The sequence below is a fragment of the Rhodomicrobium vannielii ATCC 17100 genome, assembly GCF_000166055.1.
Lineage (GTDB): Bacteria > Pseudomonadota > Alphaproteobacteria > Rhizobiales > Rhodomicrobiaceae > Rhodomicrobium > Rhodomicrobium vannielii.
This window is the reverse complement of record NC_014664.1, coordinates 2,676,211-2,693,934: the sequence shown is the minus strand read 5'-3', so window position 1 is coordinate 2,693,934 and position 17,724 is coordinate 2,676,211. Positions and strand designations below refer to the sequence as shown.

Sequence of the window (17,724 nt, the reverse complement as noted above, 5' to 3'; positions counted from 1 at the left end):
GATCGGTTCCCCGACGGGCCTCAATTGTGGCGCGATGAAATGATCGGAGGCGCTATCTGACAAAATCGACCCGCCCTTCCTGACGATACGTCTTTTTCGTTTCTGGTCGCAAACACATGGCGGGAACCGACTTGTCTCGTTCGAAAAATTCGAACACCCAAATGTCATTCAAGGCTGATATGACTGCGCGCTTTCCGGATAACAAGAAATCCTATTGCGGTAAAGCAGACGCAGCAGTTAAAAAGATATTGTAAATCCCATTGCGCCTCTACATTGTGACCGAGCATGCCTTCACGAAACAACTCGAAGCAATGGACGAGAGGCGAGTACAATACGATACGGGCAGCGTCTTCAGGTAACCACGAAACCATGAAAAACATCCCCGTCAGTGGGAGGGTGATGTACATAATCGGCTGTATAAGTCGCTCGACAATATCATTCATTTCACTCAAGCCGGCGATTATCAGTCCAAAGCCAAAGGTAAACCAGCCAAGAAAAAGCCACCCGCCAACGACGAGGAGCGGATCATAAAGCCGGTCCACCAACCCAAACAAGTAGAGAGGGATAAATGCAATAACGAAAGCCAATCCGGTACCACCGACTTCCAGTAAAGCACGTGCGATCAAAGTATCTATCGGAAGAACGTTGCGATGATACATGAGCCCTGCGTTGTGTCTGAAGCAATGAACGGAACGGCCAACAATGTGTCGCCAGAGCGTAAGCATCGTATATCCACTCAACACGAATGGCACGATTCCGACATCTCCGCCGAGCTTGTGGTCGGCGGCCGACCAGGCCAGCATCACACCCAGGCTGAGTATGAGTGGTTCCCCCATCAGCCAGAAAAAGCCAAGATTGTGACGACCGAAACGCGTCATCATCTCGCGCAGGACGAGCGCATGCAAAATGCGGAGTTGTGTGCGAAGCCTCGCAAGAAAATCGCCGACTCGAAGGTCAACCATGCATGTGCTCCCTCGATCCCGCGATGACGAGCCAGAGCATTGCGAATATGCTGAAGCACACGGTGAGGACTGTAAAAACGGCCCGGAATCGTCGTGGCTCAATCGCTTCGTCGGGAAGATGAGGACTTACAACCGTTTCGATATAAAGCTGTTTTCGTTGCGCCTCTTGCCGGGCGGCCTGAAGGGCATTGAAAGCCAGAGTGAGATTGCGGTCGGCAAAGTCCTTAGCCAGGGTCAGACGCTCATACGCCGAAACCTTGCTGGCAAGCGGATCATCTCCTCCGACGATCTTGGCTCTTTCCTTGTCCATCTGTTGCTCGAGAGCCGAAATTCGGCTTCTCAGCCCGGGAATTGAAGGACTGGACGGGGAAGTCTGCAAAGCTTCTTCGAGCTGGCGCTGCGTATCGATTGCCTCTTTTTTTAACTGCGCCATCAACTCCAGAATCTTCATCGTATCCGCGAGAGGATCGATCAAAAGCTCCGCATTTCGGAAGGCGGTAAGCGCCTTCTGCGCATCGACCACCAAGAGCTCCGCTTGCGTCAGTTGCCTCTCGGCATACGCGATCGCATCCGATCGGGCTCGTTCGTTTAATCTGTTGATCAACCCCTCGCTCAAACGCAGGAGCGTTTCGGAAAGCTCCTTGGCCTCCACAGGATTGAAAGCGGCAACGCGTAGCGTTACCAAGCCGCCCTTGGATTGGTACCAAGCATCGACGCGACCCAAATAATATTCGTAGAGTTTCTCGGAATTGTCGGCACTCAGAAGGCCATGATATCGGGAAAAGACATCGCCTGCCTTGTTTCCGAAGACACGACGCAAACGCTCAGGGCCAACTTCCCGGACCGCGTCACGCGACAAGAGGTAATTGATGACGGCATAGGTGTCGTCCTCGGCTCGCGCGATGCCAATCGTTCGAAAAAGCGACGAAAGGCCGCCGCTTTGAGACCCGCGGATGCTGCGAACGGTGAACTTGCTTTCGACCACATATCGGTCAGAAGCGAGCACGAAATAATAAGCGCTCGCTATCGTTGTGGGCAGAATTACAAGAGCCATGAACAATAGCGCTGCGAGCGACGCCTTAAGATCGATTGATCGCGTGAAACGCCAAAAGCTCATTACACTCTGCTTTTTTAGAAACCAATGCCGTGTATCGGTGCCGTTCAAAGACGGCAGCAGTTGGGCGAATAGCTCCGACGCCGGGATACGTGCTTTGAATCTCGGCCTTGATCATGCGTGCATTCGCCGCAAGGCGTTAACAACACAATCCGTAGAAACAACCGCATGAAGCAGCAAGAGTTGTGTCGATTGCACGGCTTCCGATTGTCGAACGCCATCGGAACGACGATCCCGGACTGTCACAAGACCGGTGGAGCGAGTTGGCCGGGTCACCCAAGCAGCGATTCGATGAGAGCATCATCTTGCGCATTAACGTGTAGAGACCGGCCAACGGCTATCCCTGTCACGCCAATCAGTTTATCGATCAACCCAGTCGGATCGTTCGTCACATCAAGCTTTGTCATGTAAATGCGCCCCTTTTCGCGTTGATATTCGCCATCCGCCAAATAACGGACGATAAGCCTAGGGGCAAGCGTTGGGACAAAAACGACAACACCGTTAACTGTAAAACGATAGGAGTTGTCGGCCTTCAAACCACGAATTGACGAAAACTCGAGATTCGCGTCAGAAAGAAACGGAGAGGCTCTGCAGCGGCTCCGGAAAATATCTATCACATTTTTCATGTTTGAATTTTCGATAATCGGCCTGGTTATGTCCTTCATTACAGACATACTTAACTCCTTGGAGTATTGTTTAAAAAGTATTGGAGAAGTTGTTCAGCTTCCGCTAATAGATCCATCCGCGAAGCAGTGAGAGCAGGTGCTGATGGCATCCCACTTCTCAGAATCGAGAAGAAAACGCATTTGTCTCCGGCGTGCACTCCGCACAATTTCCAGAAGACTTTCGGTAGTAAAGTCTCCGACGGGTTCGAGTCGCTCGAAATCATTGCAGCAGACCAGAACCTTGCCATCACAGTCGACTATAAGATCGTCGAGGGCGCTACCATTACAGCGTCCTCGCTTCGCTCCCAAAGACAGCGAATCAAAAACCTGGCGATCACGGCTGCACCGGTTACTTAACCGGTCGAACGAAACATAGATTGCTCCCCATTCCAGAAAGCGCTCGCGCATGACCGAAAGCTCATGCATGTTTAGCCGGTTCGCTGGAATGCTGATAGCGACCTTACCGGGAAAATCCCTCAGGATCTGCTCAATTTTTGGAAAGACGCGATTGAAGCGCAGAGGTAACATCAAGGCATCATAGGTTTCCGGATGCAAAGACTCGACATGGACGGCGATCATCGAGACGTAGTCTGCGAGAGGGGCATGTCGAGCTTGATTGTATGCTGCCGCATTTGTATTTACTGACAGGCGAACCAAGGGGAGTGCCTTTCTCAGTTTTCTCGCTCGTTCTTCAACATGCGGGTCGAGAAGTCCGTCCCCAAACAGACCAAAACTTACCTGGACGCCGACGTCGTACTCATCCTCTGCCAGCGAGCCGACGATTTTATCGAATAACCACATCGGCATCGGTGTTTTAGGGACATGCCCGGTTACCGGCTTGTTTGCTGGACAGTGGATGCAGGATGCGTTGCACATCCCCATTGTCCCCAAGATCACGCAGCGGAACTGCTTGTCGAGGTCCAAGCCGACCGCCGCCGCCGATTGGCGAACAAAGAGAGCAAGCTCCTTGTCGTGCGCCAGAAATCTGAGTTCGGCGCGCGCATCCCTCATCGAATGATCGCGCGCGAGGGCTTCGCAATACGCGGTAACGGCCTCTCTCCGGCGCCCTTTGATTTTTAGCAGATGCCCCAGCTGCAAATGGGTGTCGGCGACGTCGGGATTTAGATGCAGTGCTTTCTTGTATGCACCTTCCGCCGCGTCTGTGAAGCTCGTTTCCTTGAGAGCGTGGCCGTACTGTACCCAGATTTCGCTCAGCGTCGGATTGAGATCCAGAGCCTTTGCGTAAGCCTCTCTCGCTTCATCCCAACGGCACCCATCGCGAGCAATGTCACCCAGATACACGTAAGTTTGCGCGTTACAAGGCACTTGGGACGGGTCTTCGGGGAATTCTCCAACCATCACGTTATCCCTGCTACTCGCTCAATAATTACGTGCTCAATCTCCAATTCGCCCTCGATAGCGCCTTGGCCGATGGCGAAGCGTACCTCCACCTCCTTCCCTGGATCAAGATTGTGAAAACCTATTTCACATGTGAATTTGCCACGGGACGGAAGCGGCCAATTGGCACAACCCTGAATCTCGCCGTTATAAACGTCGACCACCAGGGTGTTGCCACTTTCATTACCGTCGACCGAAAAAACAGGGACCGCCTTCCAGTGTCCGACAGGCAAGCGATGGCTCGGGCCGTAGATGAGAATTCTCGATCGCCCCGTGAGATCGAACTTATTGGAATATCCGTCGATGTTGCCTTCGGGGAAAAAGAGCGCCCCCGGCCAGACGAGACGATCAACCGGTTTGTCCGTCACTGCCTCATAAGGGCCCAAGCTTGCCTCGACGAGGTAGGCTTCGATATCGTTGAGCGGCTGGAGAGGTTGTGATCGCCATTCGCGGAGAGCCCCCAAGGTCAGTTCGGAGCGCGGCTCCAATTCGGACGCAAGCTTCTCCACGATGAATGCGAGGTCTTTCTCTGTAAGGGTAAGCCTGTAAATTCTAGCGATGTTCCAGATAAAGTCTGCAAGCGGGACAGCACAAGCATGTCGGTCGAGGATAACGGGTGCATGCCTTGTTATCCAATCGTGAGATGCAGCAAGACAGCCGGATACGTGCCGAACACAGTCTGTGAATTTCATTCCCGGCGTCCGAACGAATTCTACAGCATGCCGCGGGCTGTCCACCACCGCGAGCTTAAATATTCTGGGATCAGCAAGTTCACGTAGCATGCCCTCTTTCGGGGCCCTTGCCACGATAAGAGCGTGCCGGCTCGGATCGTCCGCCAAATGCATAGGTAGCGCGTCGAGTTGATCCCCCGGCAAATCCTCGTATTTTTTGCATGCGACAGCGAGCAACAGCCGGAGGCACTCCTCAAGGATTTTGCCGAGGACCGTCGGGGGGATGATTGCAGCGAATATCATGACGGCCCTGCTTCGATTCGCGGATTAAGGCGCTCGGGGGTCGGCTTAACCAATTGGGTCTGCAATGGTCGACCAATCGAAGGCTTCAGGCGCGCATAAAGCTGTTCGAGCCGTTTTTGATAGGCTTCGGCCGAAAACTGTCGAGCCACCACCGCTCCCCGGGCAACTTTGTCCGCGCGCAATTCCTGACTTGCGACAACCTCCACGATGGCGTTCTTGATATCTCGTGTGTCGTAAGGATCGACGAGAATTGCTCCGTCGCCTGCTATCTCCGCCATCGATCCGACATTCGATGTGATGACCGGAGTGCCGCAGACCATGCCTTCGATGATGGGAAGACCAAAACCTTCGTACAGAGACGGGAAAGTTATTGCTAGCGCTCCTCTAACGAGATTAACGAGTTGCGGAAATGCGACATACTCGAGCACCACGATCCGTCGCGCACCGCGTCTAATAGAGCCGCTTTGCGTCGAATTCTTGAGGAGTTTCAGTTCCTGGTCGGATTTCCAAGCTTGAGCCCCAACTATAACGAGCGGCACAGGAACATTCGACGCGAGGTAGGCCTCGACAATCCTTCCTACGTTTTTCTTCGGTTCTATCGAGCCATAATAGAGAATATATTCTTTGTAATTTAGGTTAAATGCACCCTTGAGCTCATCCGTAACGATATTCTGAGGGGAACATAAATAAACGGATGGGATGTCGACGGATTGATAGGTATTGGTGACCCTTTCTTCCGGAACGCCAATGATGTTTATGATATCTTGGCGAGACGTTTCGGATACGGTGATTATATGGTCGCTTTTTCGTGCGAGATGCGTGATCAGGCGATGATACTCGCGCTTCCTGTCAAGCGTCGTGTATGGCAAGCGGAGCGGGACGAGATCGTGAAAGGTGTAGATGTTGATCGCACCCTGAAGTTTCACCGGCAAGGGATATGTCCAGTGAGCGATCTCCACGTTTGGGATTCTCACTGCGAGGCGGCGGCGATGTACCTTGAAGAATGCGGCGCTGCTGGAGTAAAGATGCGGGGAATTCCAGAGACAATCAAAGAAGGGCAGTTTGGATGCCACTTGCTGATATATCACCGTGCCTGAGAGGGTAATCGGCTGAGGTCGCCTCGGAAACGGGCTGACTAACGTCGAAACGACCCTTCGCGCACGCCCCAGTCGGCCTTCACCGTCGATAGGATTTTCATCGAAAAAAGCGATCTCTCTCTCAACTTCGGTTTTTCCGGTCGCGCCGCCCTTGCCATACAGGATATGCACCGAATGTCCGATCCCGTGCAGACAACGGGACAAATTTCGCGCATAAGTTGCGACCCCCGTCCCTTTTTCAAGTGCCAGATTGAAACCGTCGATGACGACATTCACAGCAACCGTATCCTTTTACATAAAAAAAACTCAATCCAAGATTGAGGAGCCAAAACGCCTCATAATGCGAAAGCTTATTAGCAACAACGACTAGGCGTTTGCAAGGCCAACTCCGAATCACTCTCGCTTCTTTTAATCCAGCCCGCGCAAAAGCTGTGGAGGTCCGTCGCTGCGTGGCCTGCGGGCCACAACGGCCTAGCCTTCGCCGATTACCCATTGCCACCTTGCCCGGGACTGGACTAAATGGGCTGGTTAGATATCTTATTTACTCGTTAAGGCTCGGCTGACAAAATGAGTAAACAAAAAATCGCATTCTCCATGCTTTTCTTGGGCGCGCTTGGCGGGTGCAGCGTCCTGCCCGCCGCTGGCCCGTCGCAATCGGTGATGGAAAGCGTCGGGACGTCCGAAAACACCTGGTACAAAGTGGTCGAAATCAACGAGCAGACCATTTCAGTGCTACGCCTTCGGCGTCCTCCGAGCATGACCAGGCTTTCTGAGTACAAGAGGGCTGTCGCGCCCGTGGTGGGCATAGGGGACGTCATCAAGATTACGGTCTGGGAAGCTGCGCCTGGCAATCTTTTCAACGCTTCGGCGGGCACGGCTGGTGGCATAGGCGCCGTGGGTTCGACTGCCATTCCAGAGCAAGTCGTCTCGCGTGAAGGAACCATCAGCGTGCCGTTCGCCGGGGTGATAAAGGTTATCGGAAAACAGCCGCGAGAAATCGAGCAGGCCATAGTTTCGAAGCTATCCAACAAGGCCGTGGATCCCCAGGCTCTTGTCAATGTCGTCAACAGCGCGGAAAACTCCGTTACTGTTACGGGCGACGCTGTGGCTGGCGGCCAGGTGCAACTCGGGCCAAATAATGAGAGGCTACTCAACGCCATTGCCGCTACCGGCGGCATAAAAACGCCAGTTCATGAGACATTCGTTTCCTTGACCCGTGGCGGAAAGGTTGTGACGGTACCCTTTCTTGAACTTACTCGCGAGCCGGCCGAGAACATTCGCCTGAGTTCCTATGACGTGATTGGCGTGTATGGACACAAGCGAAGCTACACTATTCTAGGGGCATCCGGACGTCAGGCAGAAATCGCGTTCGATGCACCCACGATCACTTTGGCGCAAGCGATCGGTCGGGCGGGTGGTCTGAATGACGACAAGGCCGAGGCTAAAGGTGTCTACGTTTTTCGTTTCGAGCCTGCTGACCTGATACCGCAACCGTTCCGCGAACCAAACTTGGCGCATAGCGATCAGGTACCTATCATTTATCGACTCGACCTCAGTCGCCCGGAAGGGCTGTTCCTAGCGCAGGCATTCGCCATGCGCGAGGGAGACATCGTATACGTGGCGAACTCGTCCGGAGCCGACTTCACCAAGCTTCTGCGAATTGTGGGGACGGCTGTGTCACCTGCTGTGAGCGCGGCAAACGTGTATAGCGCGGTGCCGTAGTAGGGTTTTGTACGTTTGATTTCGATCAGAAACCGTAAACGATGAGCCCATAGCAGTCTTGGGCTTTGACCCCTTGTTTGCTACGTTGATGTGTTATGGGATTTGTAAATGCAAATTCTTTTCGTATCCGCTCCTTTCGGCCCCTTCTTTCGCGAAGCTGCAAAAGCGCTCGGTGATGATGGGCATTCAGTTTGGCGCATAGCTTGGGAAGGGGGAGATTTCGTTGAGACGCCTGCTCCCCATCGCATTCGTTTTCATCGATCCGAAGACGACGAGGAGACATTTGTCAGGCGCATTATCAGAGAAAAGAAAATATCGATAATTGTAACTTTCAATGATACGTCCAGAAGAAATCGCCTTGCGATAAAGATCGCCTCGGAACTGGGCATCCAACGTCTGGTTCTGGAGAATGGTTATCTCCGCCCATTCTGGATCACAGTCGATCGATCCGGCGTAAACGGCTTTTCGGATTTGCCTCGTGATCCTTCCTATTACACATCGCAAAATTTGCCGCCGCCTTCGTTCCTGAAATTCCAATCAAGCATGAGATGTCACGTCCGGCATGTGATCTGGCATTACTTCTGGTCCTGTGCTTTGTCTCCGTTCCTCCGTTTCGAAGCCGATTACCACGGAGACCACATATGGAGGCAGGCGCGTCACTACTTCGGTGAGTACATCTGGCGTATCTCTCATAGCGAAGAAGAGAAATTGACGCGGCTCAAAAAAATCCATGAGGAGGCGAGTGGGCCGATATTTGTCGTTCTCCTGCAAAAGCCCGGAGATTCGCAACTCAAGGTTCATTCAAGTTTCCCCCGCAATCGTGCCTTTCTGGTTGACGTACTCCAATCATTTTCAGCCAACGCGCCAAGCGATGCTTTGCTCGTCATCAAACAGCACCCGTACGATTACGGGGTCGAGCGTTGCCCCCGCTTTGTGGAAAAGCAAGCCGAGCGGCTAGGAATCTTCGGGAGAGTGGTTTACTTCCGAAAGACAAGTATCGACCGGATTTACGATCAATCGACTGCTGTAATAACTGTGAACAGTACTGGCGGCCTTACCGCGTTGATGCGTGATCTTCCCGTCATTTGCATGGGTAATGCTGTCTATGACATGCCGAAGCTGACCTTTCAGGGCGCCCTAGACGAGTTTTGGTCAAATCCTGTGCCGCCGGTGAGGGAAAGTGTTGACGCGTTCTGTGCCTATCTCCAAAAATACTCCCAGGTGAATGGCGGCTTCCACAGCGGTCAAGGCATTGAGCTCGCCGTGGCAGGGCTGGCCCGGATCGTAAGAAGCAATGAGGCCATCCCGCATCGAATAGCCGTCTCGACTTATCAGTTCGAAAATGCGTTTGTCGAAAGCGGCTTGGGTATGGCTATGGCTTCTCACACTTACCCCACCATTTCCCAGAGTAAGTAAATATGATCATTCCAGTCATTCTCGCGGGCGGGTCGGGTTCAAGGCTCTGGCCGCTTTCGCGCGCCAAACATCCGAAGCAATTCCACGCTCTTGTCAGCGCCGAGCCGTTGCTGGTCGACGCGGCACGCCGCGTGCCAGCCTCCGGCGCATTCATGCCGCCATTCGTCATTACCAATGAAGAGAACCGCTTCGGCGTGGTGGCTGCTTTCCGAAACGCAAAGCTTGCGTGTCAGGGCATCGTGCTCGAACCGGAGGGCCGCTCCACCGCGCCAGCGGCTGCGGTCGCGGCGCATCTCGCGCTTGAAAGGGCAGGCCCCGACGCGCTTATCCTTGTGATGCCCTCTGACCATCACATCGAGAATCCGCGCGCGTGCCTCGACGCCGTAAATGCAGGCCGCACTGCGGCGCAGAAAGGCCTTCTTCTTACGTTTGGCATCAAGCCGACGAAGCCTGAAACGGGCTACGGCTATGTGAAGACTGACCGCGTGGCTGACGAAGCCGGGGCCGTGCTGAAAGTCGACCGGTTCGTGGAAAAGCCGGATCGGGAAACGGCGCAGCGCTTTTGCGCGGATAACCACTATTTCTGGAACTCCGGCATCTTCCTGTTCGGCGCGCGGGCTTATCTCGACGAACTTGCACGCTTCGAACCCGCCATGGTCGAGGCGAGCCTCGCCGCCGTGCAAAACGCGGCGACCGACCTGAATTTCATCCGCCTCGCCGACAGTTTCCGCGACTGCCCCGCCGATTCTATCGACTACGCCGTGATGGAGAAGACCAAGAAGGCGGCGCTCGTGCCGCTAGATGCGGGTTGGAGCGACGTCGGCACCTGGGACGCGCTTTACGATGCGGCGGAGAAGGACGAGCGCGAAAACGCCACGCGCGGCGATGTGGTCTTGCGCAACGCGAGCCGCTGCTACGTGCGCGCGGAAAGCGGACTTGTCGCCGTCTCGGGTGTGGAAGATATCGTGGTCGTGTCGACGAAGGATGCGACGCTCGTCGCGCGGCGCACCGAGAGCGGCACCGTCAAAGAGGTGGTGCAGCATCTTGCCGCCACGCGGCGTAACGAGGCCGAGCAGCACACCACGGTGCATCGTCCATGGGGGAGCTACGAGACACTCCACCTTTCCGACCGCTATCAGGTTAAGCAGATCGTCGTCGAGCCGGGCGCGGCGCTTTCGCTCCAGCGGCATCACCACCGCGCCGAACACTGGATCGTCGTCAAGGGCACCGCGCGCGTCACCATCGACAGCGAAATCAAGCTTCTCTCGGAAAACCAGTCGGTTTATGTGCCGCTCGGCGCCACGCACCGGCTGGAAAATCCGGGGCTCATTCCGCTGACGCTGATTGAGGTGCAGTCCGGTCCCTATCTCGGCGAAGATGACATCGTGCGGTTGGAAGACTTCTATGATCGAGCTTAACAGGCTTCAAAAGGAAGTAAAGCGTGCAAGATAGTATCTCACGCTTCTCGTCGGACGGTGGGACGGGCGATTGAGAACTACGATGTGCGATAAGACTCGTGGGTTCGACGGTCGTAACACGCCATAAGTGACGAGTTCTCCAACAAGGCCGTGGGTCCCCAAGCACTTGTTGACGTAGTCAACAGCGGCGTGTCAGTCAAGAAAATGACATAACGCTTATTGTAAGCTTCAACGGTGCGGCCATCAGAAATCGTCGCGCAATCGGTTGCTTTGGAACTCGGGATTTAATCTTCTCATTAATCAGTCCGCCGCAGCGGCGCAGGAGTATTTCAGCATGTCAAAGAAAAAGGCGCTGATCACGGGTGTAACGGGACAGGATGGTGCCTATCTCTCCCAGCTTCTGCTGGGCAAAGGGTATGAGGTTCACGGCATCTTGCGCCGGTCGGCCTCGGCAGAAGTGATCGATGCACGTCTGAAATGGCTCGACATTGCCGAACAGGTGACCCTCCAAGATGGTAATCTAACCGACATCTCCAGCCTCATCCGCATCATACAGAAGGTTGAGCCTGACGAGATCTACAATTTGGGCGCGCAGTCATTCGTTAAGTCGTCTTGGCAACAGCCCGTACTGACCGGCCAGGTTACGGCAATCGGCGTCTCGAACATCCTCGAGGCGGTCCGCATTGTCGCGCCCCAGGCGCGATTCTATCAGGCCTCCTCATCGGAGATGTACGGCCTCATTCAGGAGCCGATGCAGAGCGAGAAGACGCCCTTCTATCCGCGCTCGCCCTACGCGGTGGCCAAGCTCTATGGCCACTGGATAACGGTGAACTACCGCGAAAGCTTCGGCCTGCACGCCTCTTCGGGCATCCTGTTCAACCACGAGAGTCCACTGCGCGGCATCGAATTCGTCACCCGCAAAATCACAGACGGTGTGGCGCGCATCAAGCTGGGCAAGGCCAAGACGCTGGCGCTCGGTAATCTCGACGCCAAGCGTGACTGGGGTCATGCTCGTGACTACGTGAAGGCGATGTGGCTGATGCTTCAACAGGACAAGCCCGACGATTACGTCGTCGCTACGGGCCGTACTGAGACGGTACGGGAGTTCTGTCGGCTGGCCTTCGGCCATGTCGGTCTGAACTATGAGGATCACGTCGTTGTCGATTCGCGCTTCATGCGGCCGGCCGAAGTCGACGTTCTGCTCGGCGACTCTTCCAAAGCGCGCAAATTTCTGGGCTGGGCGCCCGAGACGACGCTCGAGCAGCTTGCGGCCGAAATGGTCGAGGCAGATCTCAAGCGCAATACGGCGTAAGGAGGGAAAGACGCGCATGAAGGTTGTCATCACAGGCGCGGCGGGCTTCGTCGCTCCCTATGTCGCCCGCGCGCTGCGCGCGAGCGTTCCCGGTGTCGTGATCGTCGGCGCGACGCGATCAGGCGAGGCGGCTGCGGAGTTCGACGACGCGATCGCATTCGATCTGAACGATCCGCGCTCCATTGAAGCAGCAATCGAGCATGCCCGCCCTACCCATGTACTGCATCTGGCAGGCGTGGCCGCGCCGCAGCAGGCTAGCGCCGACCCCCAGACGGCTTGGCGCGTCAACACCCTCGGGACCCTCGCACTGGGGCGAACGCTGTTCGAGACCGTGCCGGACGCGATTTTTTTGAACGCAGGCTCGGGTGCCGCCTATGGCGACAGTGCCAAACGCTTCCGGAGTTTGGATGAGGAGGTTGCCTTCGCGCCCGCAGACGAATATGGGGCGACCAAAGCCGCAGCCGATTTGGGGCTCGGCGTTTTTGCACGGCGCGGGCTGAAGGTCGTGCGGCTGCGCCCCTTTAACCAGACCGGCCCCGGCCAAACCGTCGAGTACGCGATCCCCGCCTTCGCCGCGCAGATAGCCGCGATCGAACGGGGCGAGCAAGAGCCGGTGGTGAAGGTCGGCAATCTTGATGCCGAGCGCGACTTTTGCGACGTCGCCGACATCGCTAAAGCCTACGCTTTGGCTATGATCGCGTCGAGCGAGGATAGAATTCCACCTGGACGAGCCTATAATCTATGTTCGGGGAGAGGTGTGGTCATGCGCGCAGCGCTCGACATGCTGCTGTCAATGTCCGAGGTTCGCATTGAGACGCAGTTGGATCCGGCCCGGATGCGCCCCTCCGACATTCCCCGCATGGTCGGTGATCCCGCGCGGGCGCGCGCCGAACTGGGCTGGCAGGCGATGACGCCACTCGATGAGACGCTGCGGGCCGTGCTGGAAGCTTTCCGGGATAAAAGCCTATCATCTAACAGGCCCTGAAATAGTTATCACCGCGGGACGTAGTTCTTTCTGTTGGGTCGAAAGCGCTGTCTGTCTGTCCGAGATGGCTGCTCGTCCGACAACTGCGGCGCAGCTTGCGCGTGCGCCTTGATCGCCGCCATCTTGCGCGACACCGCTGTTGTCAGCAGCCAATTCCGGTTCTTTGGTAAGCCTCGGCGGAGGCTTACGCCCCTTGAAGGGCGTATTCGGGCTATATAGGCGCGTATTATTGAAAGCCCGCTATGTGGGCTTTCTTATCCACCACTTCGGGTGCTCAACATGCACCTTAAGCCCCATCCTGTCTGAAAAATGAATGGCTGCCTTGGCGACTTCCAACCAGTTCCAATCATCTCCTATTAGAATACCGCCAGGGGCCAGAAGATCATAATAGTTCTCTATATCGCGAAGGGCTGGCCCATATTCATGGGCTGCATCTACGTGGATTAAATCAGGACAAATCCCATTCCTTTTCAAGATTAGCGCCGCGTTGTCTGATGTTTGGACCAGCGGCAACACACGATCATGCATCCCTGTAAGGACCATATTGCTCAAAAATACGTCAAAAAGATTTGGGCGGCCGTTTTTGAACCGAAGTGCCGCGTGAACATCTGGACGTCTGGCCTTGTCCCAGTGCTCGGGCGAACCAAGAAACGTATCCACGGCTATTAAGTACCCGTGCGGGAGCACAGATTTTTGGGCCGCGGCGAGCGTGTAAGCGCCTAGCCCCTTCCAAACCCCCAATTCAACGATCACGTGAGGTTTTGTCTCCTTTACCAAACGCGTTAAGGCCGGGTGGGTTGAATTCCAGTTCTGGAACTCCGGCTCTGAGAATATTGGCTCAAACCCGTTGTAGGGGTTTTCTCCAAAAAGAACATTCGCAAGTTCATTGAATGACGACTTGGAATTCACTGCGTTATTTATTTTGGAGGGTAAATCTTCGAGCGCCCAAATATTATTGCCTGAATACCATGGGTCGAAATTTACGGAAGCTAAATCGAAATCAAGAGTTTGAGGTTCAGAGAAAAATGAGGTGTTTCCAAACCCCCACTTTCTGTAAATTTCGGCGTTGAAGTTTATTCCCTCTTCGCCTATGTAACGTCCATACGCGGCCTCTGTATTCAACTTTGTTGCCCCGACGATGGCCGTTACAAAGGACTTGATACGGTCTTGGGCCGTGTCTCCCGGCTTTATCCCCCATTTCGTCGTGAGCGCTCTAATCTTCTCATGGTCTCTTTGCTCATAGTCAACACCAGACACGAGCTCAAGATATTTCTCGACGTACGGTCGGCACTTGAGCCAATGCCTCTTGGTCAATCCAAACCCCCAGAGCAAATGCATTGGCTGAAGCTTATTGGCTGAAGCAAGCTGCTGATCTCTAGTTTTTCGCCAGTTACCAAAGGCCGCCACATACCCGATCCGCTCGTCGTCCATGGCAAGTCTTATAAGGCTTTCAAGAACCTTGAAATATGCGGGACCAAGGACGAGGTCGTCTTCCAGAAAGATGGCGCTGTCCGCTCCGAGCGTTTCGAAAGCATAACGTTCAGCGCGATCAATATTTAGAGCCGTACCTATATTCTTATCGCTTCGAAAATATTCTCCAAATGGAAATTTTTCAATAAATAAGCTGACGCACTTGTCCTGAAGCTCCGGGTCTGTCTTATGTTTGCCAAGAGAGTCGCTCCATGAGCCATCTTGAAACAATGCAATGCGCCTCTCCCCCAATTGGGGCACAACGGACTCTAATACCTTAGATAAATAGTCGGGACGATTATACGAAATCACCAAAACCGGAGATGGTTGCGCCATGTCGTGTCATTCCTCGGCCGCATTTCTAACCTTCGAAGCGAGTTATTAGCCTGCATTTTGAAGGACGTCCACAGCGCTCTAACCCGTCTTATTCACGATGGTCGGGACTTAAAGCTGGCGAGCGTGAGGCAATGCGCATTCGAAAGCTGATTGACGCCCGTCAATTAGGGAGTTTTGGAGTTTTTCAGCAGCCTGTTAATGACTGCTTCAGCACGGAATCTTAATCAGAATTCGCGCTCGGTGGGAAGCCTCCAAAGCGATAAATAGAGGTCGAAAGCCGCTCTAAAAAGGGGTCCAGCCAAACCTCCTTCGGACGATGACAGACCGTGCCGAGCCGTTCCGAAGTCCTCTTAACCGGGCGTGCGCCAGCCAGGCGCCTCTACCCCTATGATCTGTACGGTCGGAGGCAACGAGGCAGAGTGATGAGCGTCGCGCCGCACCAACTCGCCGCCGCTCGTCGAAGTAGCAACGAGGCCCGACATCGACCCAGAAGCTCTCTCTCTCGCCAGGATGAGAGGTTGCGCGTAACTCTTGCCTTGAGCCTTAGCGAAAGTGAGTGCGGCGAGGTTGAATGTAGTTCCCGGTTCAAGGGCGATATGGACGAAGTCGGTGTCGCCGGTATTGAAGACGCAACTGGATACCGACAATAGCCCTGAGCCGGTGCTGGCGATCCCGGGGCTGGCGAGGGTCTTTCTTGCATGGAACCATGATCCGACCACGTTGACTTGCCCCTTACCGGCCCGCATCCAGACGCCATCGGGAACGCCCAGCGTAAAGAGACAGCCGACTACGCGCAGATTAGCAGCCTCGCAGATTAGGCCACCGCAATGGTCGAAATCGACGCTCGAAATCGTTCCGAAGGCGTCGCCAGCGTCGCTGCGATGAAAGATCGCTGCCTTGCGCAGTCCAAAAATGATGCTATCGGACAAATGCAGATCGTCGCAGCGCGCGATACGCAAACCCTCGTTCACGGCGTCGTCATAAATCGCGCGCTGCGCCTGAGTGATCCCGAAAGGCCAGACATGCAGCTTAGAGATCTTCACGCTGTCGAGCGCGCCGTCGATCCACACCGCGCGGTCGAAGGCGCTGATCTCGAGATCGTCGATCGTCGCGCCCCCAGAATTGCCGCGCATATCGAGGCCGATGCGCGCGCGCTCCACGCGTAGGCGTGATAATTTGAAGCGCGGCGTCGCCTGAGCTCGGATGGCGGGCGGGTAGGGTAACAAAACAGCGCGCTCACCAGCGTCGGGCTGAGCGAAGCTGATCGTCAGGTCGCGAACCTCACCACCGGGCTCCGGCCCTCGAATGTCGATGACGGCGGGTGCTGAACGGTCGAATACGTGATCGACAATAATAGAGGAACAGCGTGAACTGGCGCCTTGCAGGACTTGCCCGGGCCAGAGGCTCAGCCCGCTGGTGAGGCGAAACCGGCCACACCCTAGATCCACTGGCGCGGCCGTGGCCAACGCATTCCGCAGGGCGGCTGTATCGTCCGAAATCCCGTCGCCCTGAGCGCCGAAATCAAAGGCCGAGACGAACTTTCGATGCAAGCTATGGCCAGCGGGACGATGAAAATCTTGCGCATAAGCCAACGGCAAAAGCGCCATATCAATGCCCACAGCCAAGCAAGATGCGATAACGCTCCGTCGGCTAGGCAGGTCATGTCGCGAACTCATGTTTCGCCGTTATGGGAGTTGAGTGAAGTCGGAGCTTGCATAAGCTTCTTTTCAAGCGCAACCACATCCATCTTGATATCGACTATAATCCACAAGCTAGGCTCAGGACTCATTATTTAGGCAACCAGAAGATGACGGTTGCGGCGATGAGTATGGCGGAAAAGAAAGTGTGGGCGCATCGATCGTATCGGGTTGCGACGCAAGGCGAGATGCCCTTGTCTTCAAGGGCTTGCCGGAACCATGCGCTGTCATAGCCCTTGTCGGCGATCAGCGCGTGAGCATCCGGCAGCGCATCAAGCACCAGCGCCGCGCCCTTGTGGTCGCTCAACTGCCCCTCGGTGAGAAGCAGGACGAGCGGCCGACCTTTTTCGTCGCAGACCGCGTGCAGCTTCGAGTTCAGGCCGCCCTTCGTTCGTCCGATAAAGCGGGGTAAAGCCCCTTTTTGAGCAGGCTCGCCGCCGTGCGGTGTGCCTTGAGGTGGGTCGCGTCGATCATGATGCGCTCTGGCCTGGGCCCCTCTCCGGCAAGGCTCGCGAAGATGCGGTCGAACACGCCGAGCCTGCTCCAGCGGATGAAGCGGTTGTAGAGTGTCTTGTGCGGGCCATACGCCTTCGGCGCGTCTTTCCACTGAAGGCCGTGCTTGATGACGTAAACGATGCCGCTCACCACACGGCGGTCGTCGACGCGCGGCACCCCATGCGACAAAGGAAAAAACGGCGATATCCGCGCCATCTGGCGCTCGCTCAGCAAAAACAGATCGCTCATCGAATCAAGGCCTCCTCGTCTCCGGCAAGGCCTTGAATCACATCTTAACGGAAATTAACAGGTCCTGAGCCTAGTTGCGCCACCCTCCACACGACGATCAGCATAGACGTGCAAAGTTTGCTCGCATTGACTGCAGCCAAACCAGCAGCTACCGTTCTTTCAGGGAGGAGCAGACAGATAATTGCCAATGCCTTCGAGTTTAAAGGCAAAATTTTTCGCGTCATCTCAGTGTGAAGGTGAATATTTTAGCGAATTTCGTCGCGTGCTGGAGACTCACGTATCGGGCACGGCGGGGTATTTTCTCGAACCGGGTTCAGGACATACGCCAATTATTTTCAGAGACGACGCGGCCTCAAGCGTGCGTCGTGGATGAAAGGGGCCGTGCCTCGGCCAGGGCGATAAAGGTCTTAATTA

At 55.2% G+C, this 17,724-nt stretch carries 13 protein-coding genes and 1 pseudogene; 5 read left to right on the top strand and 9 right to left on the bottom strand.

The features are described from left to right. Nucleotides 1-164: 164 nt before the first annotated feature. The 6 genes from RVAN_RS12450 to RVAN_RS12425 all read right to left on the bottom strand — a co-directional run bounded on the left by RVAN_RS12450 (nt 165) and on the right by RVAN_RS12425 (nt 6,486). Nucleotides 165-962 carry an ABC transporter permease gene (locus tag RVAN_RS12450; protein ID WP_013420066.1) on the bottom strand — a complete coding sequence of 266 codons (798 nt, stop codon included), beginning with the start codon at nt 960-962 and terminating at the stop codon, nt 165-167. Continuing rightward, on the bottom strand, nt 955-2,079 hold the full coding sequence (locus RVAN_RS12445) for a WcbD protein (protein WP_013420065.1): 1,125 nt from the start codon (nt 2,077-2,079) through the stop codon (nt 955-957). Before RVAN_RS12445 ends, RVAN_RS12450 begins: the two co-directional genes overlap by 8 nt. Before the next feature lie 269 nt (nt 2,080-2,348). Beyond that, nucleotides 2,349-2,750, bottom strand: coding sequence for a hypothetical protein (locus RVAN_RS12440; RefSeq protein WP_013420064.1), 402 nt, complete (start codon nt 2,748-2,750; stop codon nt 2,349-2,351). 45 nt (nt 2,751-2,795) lie between these two features. After that, nucleotides 2,796-4,100, bottom strand: coding sequence for a radical SAM/SPASM domain-containing protein (locus RVAN_RS12435; RefSeq protein WP_013420063.1), 1,305 nt, complete (start codon nt 4,098-4,100; stop codon nt 2,796-2,798). Next, entirely contained in the window at nt 4,100-5,113 is a 1,014-nt protein-coding gene (locus tag RVAN_RS12430) for a hypothetical protein (RefSeq protein WP_013420062.1), read from the bottom strand. The genes RVAN_RS12435 and RVAN_RS12430 overlap by 1 nt, the downstream gene beginning before the upstream one ends. Beyond that, entirely contained in the window at nt 5,110-6,486 is a 1,377-nt protein-coding gene (locus RVAN_RS12425; protein ID WP_013420061.1) for a glycosyltransferase family 4 protein, read from the bottom strand. Before RVAN_RS12425 ends, RVAN_RS12430 begins: the two co-directional genes overlap by 4 nt. Before the next feature lie 291 nt (nt 6,487-6,777). Between RVAN_RS12425 and RVAN_RS12420 the strand changes: the two genes are divergently transcribed. The 5 genes from RVAN_RS12420 (at nt 6,778) to RVAN_RS12400 (ending at nt 13,063) form a co-directional block, all read left to right on the top strand. Continuing rightward, nucleotides 6,778-7,932: a polysaccharide biosynthesis/export family protein gene (locus RVAN_RS12420; protein WP_013420060.1), complete on the top strand. Its 1,155-nt coding sequence runs from the start codon at nt 6,778-6,780 to the stop codon at nt 7,930-7,932. A gap of 108 nt (nt 7,933-8,040) precedes the next feature. Next, the gene (locus tag RVAN_RS12415) at nt 8,041-9,348 is read left to right on the top strand and encodes a capsule biosynthesis protein (RefSeq protein ID WP_013420059.1); all 1,308 of its coding nucleotides are present in this window, start codon (nt 8,041-8,043) and stop codon (nt 9,346-9,348) included. 2 nt (nt 9,349-9,350) lie between these two features. After that, nucleotides 9,351-10,766: a mannose-1-phosphate guanylyltransferase/mannose-6-phosphate isomerase gene (locus tag RVAN_RS12410; RefSeq protein ID WP_013420058.1), complete on the top strand. Its 1,416-nt coding sequence runs from the start codon at nt 9,351-9,353 to the stop codon at nt 10,764-10,766. A 334-nt stretch (nt 10,767-11,100) separates the two neighbouring features. Then, nucleotides 11,101-12,078: a GDP-mannose 4,6-dehydratase gene (gene gmd, locus RVAN_RS12405; RefSeq protein ID WP_013420057.1), complete on the top strand. Its 978-nt coding sequence runs from the start codon at nt 11,101-11,103 to the stop codon at nt 12,076-12,078. 16 nt (nt 12,079-12,094) lie between these two features. Continuing rightward, nucleotides 12,095-13,063 (top strand): GDP-mannose 4,6-dehydratase, encoded by a 969-nt coding sequence (locus RVAN_RS12400; protein WP_013420056.1) that lies wholly within the window; start codon nt 12,095-12,097, stop codon nt 13,061-13,063. Nucleotides 13,064-13,303: 240 nt separating this feature from the next. Here the strand turns inward: RVAN_RS12400 and RVAN_RS19075 are convergent, their stop codons facing one another. The 3 genes and pseudogenes from RVAN_RS19075 to RVAN_RS19720 all read right to left on the bottom strand — a co-directional run bounded on the left by RVAN_RS19075 (nt 13,304) and on the right by RVAN_RS19720 (nt 17,310). Beyond that, the gene (locus RVAN_RS19075) at nt 13,304-14,869 is read right to left on the bottom strand and encodes a class I SAM-dependent methyltransferase (RefSeq protein WP_013420055.1); all 1,566 of its coding nucleotides are present in this window, start codon (nt 14,867-14,869) and stop codon (nt 13,304-13,306) included. A 350-nt stretch (nt 14,870-15,219) separates the two neighbouring features. Continuing rightward, nucleotides 15,220-16,488 carry a glycoside hydrolase family 55 protein gene (locus tag RVAN_RS12390; protein ID WP_245258072.1) on the bottom strand — a complete coding sequence of 423 codons (1,269 nt, stop codon included), beginning with the start codon at nt 16,486-16,488 and terminating at the stop codon, nt 15,220-15,222. Nucleotides 16,489-16,657: 169 nt separating this feature from the next. Then, nucleotides 16,658-17,310 (bottom strand): annotated as a pseudogene (locus RVAN_RS19720) (IS5 family transposase). Nucleotides 17,311-17,724 lie beyond the last annotated feature (414 nt).

Excerpts from the sequence above, each read along its gene's own strand:
- RVAN_RS12450 (WP_013420066.1), bottom strand. The coding sequence starts at position 962 with ATGGTTGACCTTCGAGTCGGCGATTTTCTTGCGAGGCTTCGCACACAA.
- RVAN_RS12435 (WP_013420063.1), bottom strand. The coding sequence starts at position 4,100 with ATGGTTGGAGAATTCCCCGAAGACCCGTCCCAAGTGCCTTGTAACGCG.
- RVAN_RS12420 (WP_013420060.1), top strand. The coding sequence starts at position 6,778 with ATGAGTAAACAAAAAATCGCATTCTCCATGCTTTTCTTGGGCGCGCTT.
- gmd (WP_013420057.1), top strand. The coding sequence starts at position 11,101 with ATGTCAAAGAAAAAGGCGCTGATCACGGGTGTAACGGGACAGGATGGT.
- RVAN_RS12440 (WP_013420064.1), bottom strand. The coding sequence starts at position 2,750 with ATGTCTGTAATGAAGGACATAACCAGGCCGATTATCGAAAATTCAAAC.
- RVAN_RS12410 (WP_013420058.1), top strand. The coding sequence starts at position 9,351 with ATGATCATTCCAGTCATTCTCGCGGGCGGGTCGGGTTCAAGGCTCTGG.
- RVAN_RS12445 (WP_013420065.1), bottom strand. The coding sequence starts at position 2,079 with ATGAGCTTTTGGCGTTTCACGCGATCAATCGATCTTAAGGCGTCGCTC.
- RVAN_RS12430 (WP_013420062.1), bottom strand. The coding sequence starts at position 5,113 with ATGATATTCGCTGCAATCATCCCCCCGACGGTCCTCGGCAAAATCCTT.
- RVAN_RS12400 (WP_013420056.1), top strand. The coding sequence starts at position 12,095 with ATGAAGGTTGTCATCACAGGCGCGGCGGGCTTCGTCGCTCCCTATGTC.
- RVAN_RS12415 (WP_013420059.1), top strand. The coding sequence starts at position 8,041 with ATGCAAATTCTTTTCGTATCCGCTCCTTTCGGCCCCTTCTTTCGCGAA.
- RVAN_RS19075 (WP_013420055.1), bottom strand. The coding sequence starts at position 14,869 with ATGGCGCAACCATCTCCGGTTTTGGTGATTTCGTATAATCGTCCCGAC.